Raw genomic sequence first — 13,330 nt, forward strand, 5'->3', positions numbered from 1 at the left:
GGTGTTAACCCCGCGATAACTAATAGATGAATTTAGGGTACTACAGTTTGTAACCTGTAGCTACAATATATACCTCACGAGAACGATCTCGCGACGAATCTGGCTTACGAATTTTGACCACTTTAAACATACTACGCACTTCTGCCAGATATTGGTCAAAGCCTTCACCTTGGAAAACTTTTACCGCAAAGCTGCCATCGGGCGCAAGTACCTGCCTACACATATCTAATGCTAGTTCAACAAGATACATAGCTCTAGGCTGATCTGAAGCCAAGTTACCACTCATGTTCGGTGCCATGTCGGATAACACAACATCAACCATGTCAGGTTGGATACGCTCAAGCAGTGCATCCAAGACAGCTTCTTCACGGAAATCCCCCTGCAGGAAGCTCACGCCAGGCAGTGAATCCATTGGTAATATGTCACAGGCAATCACCTGCCCTTCATCACCAACGACCTCAGCTGCATACTGTGACCATCCACCAGGAGCCGCTCCCAAGTCAACCACCGTCATACCGGGTTTCAGGAGCTTGTCTTTGTTTTGGATTTCTTCAATTTTGAAAATCGCGCGGGAACGGTAGCCCTTTTTTTGCGCTTCTAGAACATACTTGTCATCAAAATGTTCTTTCAGCCATCGGCCAGAGCTGCCCGAATGTTTTTTCTTACTCATGATTTACCTAATGAGTTTGGGTACTTATCAAGTATACTCAGCAACACCACAAATGGCGTATACTAAACAAATTAGTCTTCTAGACTATATGGCGTTAGAATACGCGGTTTTCAACCCTAATTTAATAATAGAGCCGACATGAATCTAAGCACCAAGCAGAAGCAATACCTTAAAGGTCTTGCCCACAACCTAAAGCCAGTTGTCCTAATGGGCGCAAATGGCCTGACTGAAGCCGTGATTGCCGAGATTGAACTGGCACTTAACCACCACGAGCTTATCAAGGTTAAAGTGGCTGCTGAAGAGCGCGAGACCAAGGTTTTGATCGTTGACGCAATTGTTCGCGAAACCAAGGCAGAGAAAGTCCAGGTTATTGGTAAGACACTGGTACTGTACCGCCAGAGCGAAGAGCGTAAGATCGAGCTTCCGCGCAAATAAAAAAGGCCGCCGCTGCGGCCTTTTTTATGTCTGTATCATGGCACGGAATGCCATGATCCATTCTTTACTGATACATTTAATAACAATTTCGTGTGATTAAATGTAAGCCACTTCTGCAATTTCGAACTCGCGAGCACCACCTGGTGTGGTGATTGTCACTTCGTCATCCTGCATTTTGCCAATAAGGCCACGGGCAATCGGTGAATTCACTGAAATACGACCCGCCTTGATGTCGGCTTCGTCATCGCCCACGATCTGGTATGTCACTTCTTCGTCGGTGTCGACGTCAATCAAAGTAACAGTAGTACCAAAGATCACCTTACCAGTGTTCTGCATCTTGGTGACGTCGATAACCTGCGCTACAGACAGCTTGTATTCGATATCACGGATCTGCGCTTCACAAATCCCCTGCTCTTCACGGGCAGCGTGGTATTCGGCATTTTCTTTCAGGTCACCCAGCTCACGCGCTTCACCAATGGCTTGCGAAATGATCGGGCGACGCTTCATTAGTACATCCAGTTCTTCACGCAGCAGCTTCTCGCCGCGTACCGTCATTGGAATCTTATCCATAACTCTTATTACCTCAACGCCCGTATAGCCACTGCTATAAAAGGCAAAACAAAGCCAGCCCGGCAGATTGGCCGGACGAGGCGATTACTAATGGGAACACTTCATTCTAAACAAAGATGCCAAAGAGATCACCCTTGTTCATTCAGCGGCATACTTTCGGTTACAAGCGCCATCACAGTAGCGGAAAATCATAAAAATTTCACAAACCATAGCCCTAGCGCATGCAGTTTAAAATTTATGCGCTAACGATCACAAAATCACGCATTAAAACAATTTTACCCATCTAAAAGTGCAACAGATAAACCCTAAAAATAGCTAAAAAACGCCCATACGGGCGAACTTTTTTGATCGCTGGTAACCACCTGATATCTCATACATTACCTATCACAAACCGCCTTAAAATCATTGAAATAAAGTATTTTTCAGTTTTTTTTACTAACAGATCGGGCCAGAGACCAGTAAAAAGAACAGCATGCATTTAGCACAGATATGCATACAACAAAAAATTCCAAAAGGATTCGACAATGAACAAGAAACTGATTGCTCTAGCAGTAGCAGCAGCATCTATCTCTTCTGTAGCAAACGCAGCAGAAGTTTACTCTGACGAAACTTCAAGCCTAGCAGTAGGCGGTCGTCTTGAAGCACGTGCAGTATTCAGCGACGGTGACGTTTCTGATGCATCACGTGTTCGTATGAACATCGCAGGTAAGACAGACATCACTGATACTATCTACGGTATCGGTTTCTACGAAGGCGAGTACACAAGCTCTGGTTCTTCTGCTGACAGCGGCAACGTTAACAACCGTCACATTAACGCAGGTATCGGTGGTGACTTTGGTAAAGTTGTTTTCGGTAAGACTGACGGCTCTCTAGGCATGCTTACTGACTTCACTGATATCATGTCTTTCCACGGTAACAACGCAGGTAACAAGATTGCTGCAGCTGACCGTACTTCAAACAACCTAGCATACGTTGGCTCTTTCGACATCGCAGGTGACAACCTGACTGTTAAAGCTAACTACGCGTTTGAAGGCGTTTCTGATGACAACGTTGAATACGGTGACGGTTACTCTGTAGGTGCAATGTACGTAATGGACATGGGCCTAGGTTTCGGTGCTGGTTACGGTGAGCAAGACCGCAACACGTTCAACAGCATTGCTGTTGATGACACTCAGAAGCAAGCATTCGGTGCTATCTCTTACACTTACGGTGACTTCTACGTGTCTGGTCTATACCAAGACGCTCGTAAAACAGTTGTTGACGGCGAAACTATCGACAACTCTCGCGGTTACGAAGTTGCAGCAGCATACACTTACGGCAAGACTGTATTCGTAGCTACTTACAACTACCTAGAAGACACTGACGCTTCTGGTGATGCAGCAGACCTACGTGATGCTATCGCAGTAGACGCAACTCACTACTTCAACAAGAACTTCCGTACTTACGCTTCTTACCAGTTTGATCTGCGTTCAGATGCTGACGATCAGTTCGTTCTTGGTGCACGTTACGACTTCTAATCCTATTTGGATATAGAGTTCTAACACAGCCTTTTCTAAACACCGGCCTTCTGGCCGGTGTTTTTTTATGCCTTTTTTCTAGAAACCGCAAATGTCACTTATTTAGTAATAAAACTTCCAATGACCCCAACAAGCTTGCCGATCTCTGACTTTTTATCTGCCTGATATTGTTTATCATGGGAGTAGTGATTTACTCCAATTTTCAACAGAAGGCCACCGATGCGTCTGCCATTTCGTCTATTACTTCTCTCCGCCAGCTTATCGCTAGCCTCCCCCGTTGTTTTTTCCCATACAGAAGCCCAAACACAAGTCCAAGCTGAGGCAACGAATCAATCTAATACAGCCCAACAGTCGGCCCCTATAGCGCTCAAAGCTTATCAACCAGACTTCAGAGCACTGCCCTACGGCCATGACACCGCACTCGTCATCGCGGATGCCAAGACCGGAGATATTCTTTATTCACAACGTGAAGCACAATTCCAACCACCAGCCAGTACCCAGAAAATGGTGACCGCTCTAGCAGCACAGCTTTATCTTGGTAAGGATTACCGCTTTACCACTCAGCTAGAACAGCAAGAGAGCGATATCGTTCTGCGCTTCAGTGGCGATCCGGCTTTGTCGCGCAAACAGCTCGCTTCGTTACTCGGCAAGATGAAGGCACACTCAGGTTCTACCATTAAAGGGGATCTGCTGCTCAACGGCAGCCAGTTCAGCGGCTACGAGCAAGCACCAGGCTGGCCATGGGATATTCTAGGGGTATGTTATAGTGCGCCGTCGAGCAGCCTGAGCCTCGAGCACAACTGCGTACAAGGTGCGCTGTATAGTAACCGTAATGTCGGTGATACAACCCGGGTCAATATCCCAAGCCACCAGCCGCTAAAAGTCACGACTGACGCACTGGTGACGACCAAAGAGCGCCAGAAAGCTAGTCACTGCGATCTTGAACTGACAAACAAGGGCAACAACCACTACCACCTCAGCGGCTGCCTGGTTAAGCGTGACAAGCCGCTACCGCTGAATTTTGCCGTGCAGGATACCGAAGCGTACATCAGCCAGGTGATAAAGGCCGAGCTGAAGCGTCTTGGTATCAAATTGGAAGGGAGCATAAAACGTGACGACAGTGCCAAGGGCAAGGTCATTGCGAGCCATCACTCTGCCCCGTTGCATGAGCTTCTCAACACCATGGTCAAAGATTCCGATAACCTGTATGCAGACAACATCGCCAAAACGATTGGTGCCAAATACTTCAAGCAGCCGGGCAGCTTTGCCAACGGCAGCAAGGCCATCAAGGCTATCTTGAAAGACAAGGCCAATATTGATTTAGAGCGGGCGGTAATTGTCGATGGTTCGGGTCTTTCCCGCAATAACCGCATGACCGCAAGCCAAATGATGGAAGTGATCACTTACATCTACAACCATGACGACACGCTAAACCTGCTCGCGACCATGCCAGTCAGTGGCCAGAGCGGTACCCTGCGCTACCGCCAGAGTATTCGTCACAAACCGCTGCAAGGAAAAATTCACGCCAAGAGCGGTTCGCTGTACGGTACCTATAACCTGGCTGGCCTTATCAAAGTCCAATCAGGCCAAACCTTGTTGTTTGTGCAGATGGTAAGTAACTACTTCCCACCGGAGCGAGATGAGAGCCTACCAGCTATTGCCCCACCTATCGAAACCTTTGAGCGTACTCTCTATAAAGGCTTATACCAGCAGTATTGAAGCGTCAGGATACTGACTAGCAACAAAAAAAGCGAGTGGCTCATCACCACTCGCTTTTTTCATGTTCGTATCTTTAGCTTACTAGGCAAGACTAAGGAAGGCGTTGACCGTCTTGAAGTAAATGATCATACCGGTGATATCCACCACCGAAGCCAATACCGGGCTGACCAGTACTGCCGGGTCAAGCTTGGCCGCACGGGCAATCATTGGCAGTACACCACCAACGGTTGTCGACAAAACGACCTGCAGCGAGATAGCCACACCGATCGCCATGGCAATGTCCATCAGCTCCATACCGATTGGCAGCGACGAGCCATCGCTGAACATCATCACCCGGCCCATGATCACAGCAGCCAACACACCGGCGATCATCAAGGCAACACGGAACTCTTTCCACAGAACCTTAGCCCAATCCCGGCACCGTATCTCTTCCATGGCTAGGGCACGGACTACCAGCGTAGCCGCCTGCGAGCCGGTGTTACCACCTGCTGCCGCAATCACCGGCATGTATACCGCTAACAGTACCAGCTGGCTCAGGGTATCTTCGTAATGCGAGATAATCAGGCCCGAAACAATACCCAGCAAAGCCAGACCGACAATCCAACCAATACGCTCGCGCACATGGCTAAACACGCTGTTTTGCAGGTAGTGACCGGCAGGCTCTGCTTCAGAGCAGATCAGGCCAAGGCCGTTCGCCAGATGGCGCATGCATACTTCTTCGTCCATTTCATCCAGCAGATCCAACAGGGTCTGCACATGACGCAACGGCATTTCACTCAAAATCGCAATCGCTTCTGAAATAGGCATCTTGACCAACAGTTTGGCCTGTTCATCAATGTCATATTTCAAAAACGCGTTGCGTGCAGCCAGAACATCGTTCTTAGCTAGTTCTTCATTTACCAGTGCAGCATCTGCTGCATAGTTCATTACCGTCATGGCGAATCTCCCGATTAGCTAGGTCACGGCAACGACCACCAGAACACGCCATAACACGAAATGAATGTGCCAGCCCCTATCTGCAAGCGCTTAACATAAAGCTGAACTGCAGACAGCAAAAAGCCTGTCATTCACCACACATTGGCGAGATTCTATATTGAGATAATGGCTTGGGAAAACCGAGGAAAAGTATGTTTGAAAAGGGTCATCGAAAGATGAGATAGAACAGACTATTCCGAACCTGGGGACAGTTCGGAATCATAGGAGACCGACACCGTTAGCAGGTTTGATTTTCCACCTTCATACTCGGGGGATGGTCGGTATCGTTCATCTAAGTCTCCAAAAAATAAGTATCGCTTATGCGACGCGGCTAATTGTACGCGCTTCAGTTGCAGTTTCAAGGAGATTTTCATCCGCAATTGACACAAATTATTAATGACGTCACAGATATTCAACACCATGACATTATGGTGAAAACTGCTTGCTCAAAAGTCCCACAGTCCCTTGGACAAACATAAAAAAACGGCCTGCATCCGCAGGCCGTTTTTGCACTCTGTTCTGCTCGTAAAAGCAGAGATTTAGTGTCTGTTATTATGCGTCTTTAATACGAGCATGTAGCTCTTGAACTGAAGTCACCTTGTTACGGTCATCAGCAGCCCAAGCCATGCAGGTTGCAAATGCTGCGTTTAGCGTAGTGGTGTAGTTCACCTTCTCAGCTAGCGCGCCGCGACGAAGAACTTTCGAGTCTTCGATAGCCTGGCGGCCTTCAGCCGTGTTCACGATGTACGAGTACTCGTTGTTCTTGATACGGTCAAGAATGTGAGGACGACCTTCGTGTACCTTGTTTACTAGACGAGGGTTGATACCCGCTTCACCTAGTACAACCGCAGTACCGTGGGTAGCATCCAACTCGTAGCCTTGCTTAACCAGCTTGGAAGCCAGGTCAACAACACGCTGCTTGTCGTTACCGCGAACAGACAGCAGTGCGCGGCCTTTCGCTTGTTTCTCTTTACCACAGCCTAGTTCAGCTTTGGCGAAAGCTTCAGCGAACGTATCACCGACACCCATTACTTCACCAGTAGAGCGCATTTCTGGGCCTAGCAGTGGGTCAACACCTGGGAACTTGTTGAATGGCAGTACCACTTCTTTCACTGAGTAGTATGGTGGGATGATCTCTTTGGTAAAGCCTTGCGACTCTAGAGATTGACCAGCCATCACTCGTGCAGCGATTTTCGCCAGTGGTGCGCCCGTTGCTTTCGATACGAACGGTACCGTACGCGCAGCACGTGGGTTCACCTCGATAAGGTAAACTTCGTTGTCCTTAACCGCGAACTGGGTGTTCATCAGACCGCGTACACCAAGTTCGAAGGCTAGCTTCTCAACTTGCTGGCGCATAACATCCTGGATTTCCTGGCTTAGGGTGTAAGCAGGTAGTGAACATGCTGAGTCACCTGAGTGAACACCGGCTTGCTCGATATGCTCCATGATACCGCCGATAACTACGCGCTCGCCGTCACAGATAGCATCGATATCAACTTCTGTTGCATCGTCTAGGAAACGGTCAAGCAGAACTGGCGACTCGTTAGACACGCTAACCGCTTCGTTGAAGTAACGGCGTAGGTCAGCTTCGTCGTAGACGATTTCCATCGCACGACCACCCAGTACGTAAGATGGGCGAACAACCAGTGGGAAGCCGATTTCTTTTGACTTCTCAACCGCTTGCTCCATTGTCGTTACGGTTGCGTTTTCTGGCTGTAGCAAGCCCAGGCGCTCAACGGCTGCCTGGAAACGCTCACGGTCTTCGGCACGGTCGATAGCATCTGGGCTAGTACCGATGATTGGCACGCCAGCAGCTTCCAGTGCACGTGCTAGTTTAAGTGGCGTCTGGCCACCGTACTGAACGATAACGCCTTTTGGCTTCTCAACACGAACAATAGACAGTACATCTTCCAGTGTAACTGGCTCGAAGTATAGGCGGTCTGACGTATCGTAGTCGGTCGATACTGTCTCTGGGTTACAGTTAACCATGATGGTCTCGTAACCGTCTTCGCGTAGTGCCAGAGAGGCGTGAACACAGCAGTAGTCGAATTCGATACCCTGACCGATACGGTTCGGACCACCGCCCAATACCATGATCTTGTCTTTGTCTGTCGGCTGCGCTTCACACTCTTCATCGTAAGATGAGTACATGTAAGCGGTATCAGAAGAGAACTCAGCCGCACAGGTATCAACACGCTTGTACACTGGGTGGATATCGTACTGGTCACGCAGCTTACGGATTTCAGTCTCAGCCACACCTAGTAGCTTGGCTAGACGCGCATCAGCGAAGCCCTTGCGCTTAAGCTTGCGAAGAACGTCAGCGTTAAGGCCAGCAAAGCCGCCTTCTTTTACTTCGCCCTCTAGCTTCACTAGCTCTTCGATTTGAACTAGGAACCAACGGTCGATGTTCGTTAGGTTGAACACGCCGTCTACCGATAGACCGGCACGGAATGCGTCCGCGATGTACCAGATACGCTCGGCCCCTGCATCTTTCAGCTCGTGACGGATAGTCGTCAGAGCGTCAGGTGCATCCAGGTCAACCATTTCGTCGAAGCCGTTCGCGCCAACTTCTAGGCCGCGAAGTGCTTTTTGTAAAGATTCCTGCTGGTTACGGCCGATAGCCATTACCTCACCAACCGACTTCATCTGAGTGGTCAGACGGTCGTTTGCACCAGCGAATTTCTCGAAGTTAAAGCGAGGGATCTTAGTAACAACGTAGTCGATTGTTGGTTCGAACGATGCTGGCGTTGCACCGCCAGTGATGTCGTTCATCAGCTCGTCAAGAGTAAAGCCGATAGCCAGTTTCGCCGCCACTTTCGCGATTGGGAAACCTGTTGCTTTAGATGCCAGCGCCGAAGAGCGAGATACACGTGGGTTCATCTCGATGATAACCATACGGCCATCTTTCGGGTTGATACCAAACTGTACGTTAGAACCACCGGTTTCAACACCGATTTCACGCAGTACCGCTAGCGATGCGTTACGCATCAGCTGGTATTCTTTGTCTGTTAGGGTCTGTGCTGGTGCTACCGTGATTGAGTCACCAGTGTGGATACCCATGGCATCGAAGTTTTCGATTGAACATACGATGATGCAGTTGTCGTTCTTATCACGAACCACTTCCATCTCGTACTCTTTCCAACCAATCAGAGATTCATCGATAAGTAGCTCGTTGGTTGGCGATAAGTCCAGACCACGGCGACAGATTTCTTCGAACTCTTCTTTGTTATAAGCGATACCACCACCGGTACCACCCATAGTAAATGAAGGACGGATGATACATGGGAAGCCAACCATATCGAGGACTTTGTAAGCCTCTTCCATAGTTTTCGCGGTATCAGCGCGTGGACACTCAAGGCCGATTGATTTCATCGCTGCATCGAAGCGAGAGCGGTCTTCCGCTTTATCGATAGCATCAGCTGTTGCACCGATCATTTCAACGCCGAACTCTTCCAGTACGCCGTGCTTCTCAAGATCAAGCGCACAGTTCAGCGCTGTCTGGCCACCCATAGTCGGTAGTACCGCATCCGGACGCTCTTTTTCGATGATCTTGCGCACAACTTCCCAGTGGATTGGCTCGATGTAAGTGGCATCAGCCATCTCTGGATCAGTCATGATGGTAGCTGGGTTCGAGTTAACCAGGATAACTCGGTAGCCTTCTTCACGTAGGGCTTTACACGCCTGAGCACCTGAGTAGTCAAACTCACATGCCTGGCCGATAACAATCGGGCCAGCACCTAGGATTAGAACACTTTTAATATCAGTACGTTTTGGCATTGCTTAATTACTCCGGCTTAGGCGCTGTGCTGCTTAATTAGGTCGATGAAGTGATCAAATAGTGGCGCTGCATCGTGCGGGCCAGGGCTTGCTTCAGGGTGGCCCTGGAAGCTGAAGGCTGGCTTGTCAGTACGATGGATACCCTGTAGCGAACCATCGAACAGTGACTTGTGGGTCGCACGTAGGTTTTCAGGCAGCGTTGCTTCATCAGCGGCAAAGCCGTGGTTCTGAGAGGTGATCATCACCACATCACGGTCAAGATCTTTAACCGGGTGGTTGGCACCGTGGTGACCAAATTTCATTTTCACCGTTTGTGCACCTGAGGCCAGAGCAAGGATCTGGTGGCCAAGGCAGATACCGAAAATTGGTAGGCCTTTTTCAAGGAACACTTTTGTTGCTTCAATCGCATAAGTACATGGCTCTGGGTCGCCAGGGCCGTTTGACAGGAACACACCGTCTGGGTTCAGGGCCAGTACTTCTTCAGCTGAAGTCTGGGCAGGAACGACAGTTAGGCGGCAGCCGCGGTCAACCAGCATGCGCAGGATATTGCGCTTGGCACCGAAATCGTAAGCCACAACGTGGTACGGCAGCTCGCTGTCATCTTTCGCTTCTGGCAGGCCGCCTTCCAGCGTCCATGAACCTTGTTTCCACTGGTAAGCTTCAGAGGTAGTCACCTCTTTAGCCAGATCCATGCCTTTCAGGCCCGGGAACTCTTTCGCCTTCGCCAATGCTAGCGCTTCATCCAGGTTGTTACCCGCTACGATGCAACCGTTCTGTGCACCTTTCTCGCGCAGTAGGCGAGTTAGCTTGCGGGTATCGATGTCGGCAATGCCAACGATGTTCTGGGATTTCAGGTAATCAGAAAGGGACTGCTGATTACGGAAGTTAGAAGCGATAAGAGGGAGGTCGCGAATTACCAAGCCTTGCGCATGGATTGAGGAGGATTCTTCGTCTTCGGAATTAGTTCCGGTATTGCCAATATGAGGATAAGTAAGAGTAACAATCTGCTGAGAATAAGAAGGGTCGGTGAGAATTTCCTGATACCCCGTCATCGAGGTATTAAAAACAACTTCACCAACGGCCGAACCATCTGCCCCAATGGACACGCCGCGGAACACTGTCCCATCTTCCAGGACTAACAGCGCTGATTTGCTCAAGACAACCTCCAAAAATATAAAAATGCAGTTAAAACAGATAAAGTTGCAATTACCCATTCCATACAAAGTCAAAACGCGAGTCAAGCCGAATTTTGACAAATTGCGCGCATTCTAGAGACGGTATCGAAATCTGTCAACAGATCACGAAAAATAAATTTATTTTTTAGCCTCCCCAGCACCAAAACCAGCAAAGACGGGCAAAACGTTAAGAAAACCCCACCTTTTGACGGTTCTTTTTTCTACCCAGATCCAGTTTATCGTTTGCCTAAATTCAACCAAAAGCAAAAACAAAAAACTATCGGGTTGCGGCGAAAACACGCCAACTTTACCGCCAATTTTGGAGAGGTAACCAAAAAATCACAACAAAGCCAATAAAATAAACACTAAAAGCAGGAAAACACCGTCAATTTTAGAAATAGCTAACAAAACGAACAGTGACCAGCAACAAAGTGGCTGATTATGCACTCACTAAGCATATTGGCCACATCAGCCACCAGCATAAATTCCCTTCAAGCATATAGCTTCCCCTTCTGCTTAGTGCGGATTTTGGTTACAACCATCAGTCCAGCATAGTAGACAGGTATAAAAAAACCGGCCAACTGGCCGGTTTTTTAACATCCATTACAGCTCATCGAGCCCTAGCACATCGTGCATGGTATAGAAACCTGCCGGCTTGTTATTGAGCCATGCTGCCGCTCGGACAGCACCGCTGGCAAAGGTCATACGATCAGTCGCCTTGTGGGTGATTTCCACTCGCTCACCGATATCGGCAAACATGGCGGTATGCTCACCCACAATGTCGCCAGCACGGATGGTCGCAAAGCCGATCTCATCACGGCTACGTTCGCCAGTGATCCCTTCACGGGCATAAACCGCCACATCGCTCAATTTGTTACCCATCGCCCCGGCAATTGCTTCACCCATACCGATCGCGGTACCAGACGGAGCATCGACTTTATGGCGGTGGTGGGCTTCGATCACTTCGATATCGCAATAATCACCCATCACCTTGGCGGCTTTCTCCAGCAATTTGAACACCAGGTTGACACCGACACTGTAGTTTGGCGCCATCACTACAGGCACCGACTCGGCAACTTTGTCGATCTGGGCACGCTCTTCATCGCTGAAACCCGTCGTACCGATAACAATTTTCTTGCCATGCTGCTGGCAAAAAGCCAAGTTAGCCAAGGTTGCTACTGGTGCAGTGAAGTCGATAAGCACATCAAAGTCATCAGCCGCTTTGACCAAATCCTCGACAATAATCACCGACACCGGACCAATACCTGCCAACTCACCGGCATCGGCGCCAATCAGTGTCGACTCAGGACGCTCGGTTGCTGCACCCAATACTGCCTGCTCGGACAAATGTGTCGCTTTTAGTAGCTGACGGCCCATACGTCCTGCCGCGCCAGCAATCGCAATTCTTACCATTGCGCTTCATCTCCCTGGTTCTATGTTCTCTATGCTCCCCAATGTAGCCTGTTGAGAAAGATAAAAAAAGCCCCAGCAGAGGCTGGGGCTGATAAATTCACTAAACCGACCTTAGGTCGAGGATGGTTAGACGTTCTTAACCTGCAATTCACGCGGTACTTCGAAGAACATATTCTCTTCGCGGCCGGTCAGCTCATCGACACTGGCATCTGTTAACGACTGTATACGGGCGATAATCTGGTTCACCAGCTCTTCCGGTGCCGATGCACCTGCGGTAACACCGATTTTCGTTTTCCCTTCGAACCACACCTGATCAACATCTTCAGGGCAATCGGTCAGGTAGCCCGGCGTACCCAGCTTCTCGGCCAGTTCGCGCAGACGGTTGGAGTTTGAAGAGTTCTTCGAACCCACTACGATCATCACATCGACATCGGTCGACATTTCGCGCACGGCATCCTGGCGGTTTTGGGTCGCGTAGCAAATATCATCTTTACGTGGGCCCTGGATCTCAGGGAAGACCTCACGTAGTTTGTCGATTACATCCGCCGTCTCATCAACTGACAGGGTTGTCTGGCTGACGTAGTGCAAATTGCTCGGATCTTTGACAGTTAGCGTCTCAACATCTTCTGGTTTCTCGACCAGATACATGCCACCAGCCTCACTCGCATACTGCCCCATGGTACCTTCAACTTCTGGGTGTCCGGCATGGCCGATCAACACCACTTCCATATTGCGGCGACTGGCACGCGCCACTTCCATATGGACCTTGGTCACCAACGGACAGGTGGCATCGAACACCGTCAGCTGACGGGCTTTGGCTTCGTTGCGAACTGCCTGCGACACCCCATGGGCGGAGAAAATCACAATATTGTCGTCCGGCACTTCGTGCAGCTCTTCGACAAAAATGGCTCCGCGCTGCTTCAGCCCCTCAACCACAAAGCGGTTGTGCACCACTTCATGGCGAACATAAATCGGCGGCTGGTACATTTCCAGCGCACGCTCAACAATACTGATAGCTCGGTCTACACCGGCACAAAAACCCCGAGGGTTCGCGAGTAAGATTTTCATTGCTAACTGCT

General features: G+C 49.4%; 10 protein-coding genes. 3 read left to right on the forward strand and 7 right to left on the reverse strand.

All coding sequences use genetic code 11. The annotated features are described in order from the left end of the window. Positions 1-40: 40 nt before the first annotated feature. Positions 41-670, reverse strand: coding sequence for a 23S rRNA (uridine(2552)-2'-O)-methyltransferase RlmE (rlmE, locus tag ACXAD4_RS15720; RefSeq protein WP_475242575.1), 630 nt, complete (start codon positions 668-670; stop codon positions 41-43). Positions 671-808: 138 nt separating this feature from the next. On the opposite strand from rlmE, the gene yhbY reads away from it, so the two are divergent. Next, positions 809-1,105, forward strand: coding sequence for a ribosome assembly RNA-binding protein YhbY (gene yhbY / locus ACXAD4_RS15725; protein WP_107300350.1), 297 nt, complete (start codon positions 809-811; stop codon positions 1,103-1,105). A gap of 96 nt (positions 1,106-1,201) precedes the next feature. On the opposite strand, the gene greA is transcribed toward yhbY, so the two are convergent. Continuing rightward, positions 1,202-1,675 carry a transcription elongation factor GreA gene (gene greA / locus ACXAD4_RS15730; protein WP_475242577.1) on the reverse strand — a complete coding sequence of 158 codons (474 nt, stop codon included), beginning with the start codon at positions 1,673-1,675 and terminating at the stop codon, positions 1,202-1,204. Between the two features lie 524 nt (positions 1,676-2,199). Between greA and ACXAD4_RS15735 the strand changes: the two genes are divergently transcribed. Then, positions 2,200-3,192 carry a porin gene (locus ACXAD4_RS15735; RefSeq protein ID WP_475242578.1) on the forward strand — a complete coding sequence of 331 codons (993 nt, stop codon included), beginning with the start codon at positions 2,200-2,202 and terminating at the stop codon, positions 3,190-3,192. A 219-nt stretch (positions 3,193-3,411) separates the two neighbouring features. After that, the gene (dacB, locus tag ACXAD4_RS15740) at positions 3,412-4,911 is read left to right on the forward strand and encodes a serine-type D-Ala-D-Ala carboxypeptidase (protein WP_475242579.1); all 1,500 of its coding nucleotides are present in this window, start codon (positions 3,412-3,414) and stop codon (positions 4,909-4,911) included. Between the two features lie 81 nt (positions 4,912-4,992). On the opposite strand, the gene ACXAD4_RS15745 is transcribed toward dacB, so the two are convergent. The 5 genes from ACXAD4_RS15745 to ispH form a co-directional block, all read right to left on the reverse strand. Beyond that, positions 4,993-5,847, reverse strand: a complete 855-nt coding sequence (locus ACXAD4_RS15745) for a magnesium transporter (protein WP_475242580.1) — start codon at positions 5,845-5,847, stop codon at positions 4,993-4,995. Between the two features lie 591 nt (positions 5,848-6,438). Continuing rightward, complete coding sequence (gene carB, locus ACXAD4_RS15750) at positions 6,439-9,663, reverse strand: carbamoyl-phosphate synthase large subunit (protein WP_039469628.1); 3,225 nt, start codon at positions 9,661-9,663, stop codon at positions 6,439-6,441. Positions 9,664-9,680: 17 nt separating this feature from the next. Further along, positions 9,681-10,820: a glutamine-hydrolyzing carbamoyl-phosphate synthase small subunit gene (gene carA / locus ACXAD4_RS15755; protein ID WP_107300354.1), complete on the reverse strand. Its 1,140-nt coding sequence runs from the start codon at positions 10,818-10,820 to the stop codon at positions 9,681-9,683. 621 nt (positions 10,821-11,441) lie between these two features. Beyond that, entirely contained in the window at positions 11,442-12,251 is an 810-nt protein-coding gene (gene dapB, locus ACXAD4_RS15760) for a 4-hydroxy-tetrahydrodipicolinate reductase (RefSeq protein WP_475242581.1), read from the reverse strand. Positions 12,252-12,377: 126 nt separating this feature from the next. Then, on the reverse strand, positions 12,378-13,319 hold the full coding sequence (ispH, locus tag ACXAD4_RS15765; protein WP_475242582.1) for a 4-hydroxy-3-methylbut-2-enyl diphosphate reductase: 942 nt from the start codon (positions 13,317-13,319) through the stop codon (positions 12,378-12,380). Positions 13,320-13,330 lie beyond the last annotated feature (11 nt).

Source organism: Photobacterium sp. AWH4_225, from assembly GCF_056158405.1.

Coding starts and splice junctions, on each gene's coding strand:
- dacB (WP_475242579.1), top strand. CDS start 3,412: ATGCGTCTGCCATTTCGTCTATTACTTCTCTCCGCCAGCTTATCGCTA.
- greA (WP_475242577.1), bottom strand. CDS start 1,675: ATGGATAAGATTCCAATGACGGTACGCGGCGAGAAGCTGCTGCGTGAA.
- rlmE (WP_475242575.1), bottom strand. CDS start 670: ATGAGTAAGAAAAAACATTCGGGCAGCTCTGGCCGATGGCTGAAAGAA.
- dapB (WP_475242581.1), bottom strand. CDS start 12,251: ATGGTAAGAATTGCGATTGCTGGCGCGGCAGGACGTATGGGCCGTCAG.
- ispH (WP_475242582.1), bottom strand. CDS start 13,319: ATGAAAATCTTACTCGCGAACCCTCGGGGTTTTTGTGCCGGTGTAGAC.
- carB (WP_039469628.1), bottom strand. CDS start 9,663: ATGCCAAAACGTACTGATATTAAAAGTGTTCTAATCCTAGGTGCTGGC.
- ACXAD4_RS15735 (WP_475242578.1), top strand. CDS start 2,200: ATGAACAAGAAACTGATTGCTCTAGCAGTAGCAGCAGCATCTATCTCT.
- ACXAD4_RS15745 (WP_475242580.1), bottom strand. CDS start 5,847: ATGACGGTAATGAACTATGCAGCAGATGCTGCACTGGTAAATGAAGAA.
- yhbY (WP_107300350.1), top strand. CDS start 809: ATGAATCTAAGCACCAAGCAGAAGCAATACCTTAAAGGTCTTGCCCAC.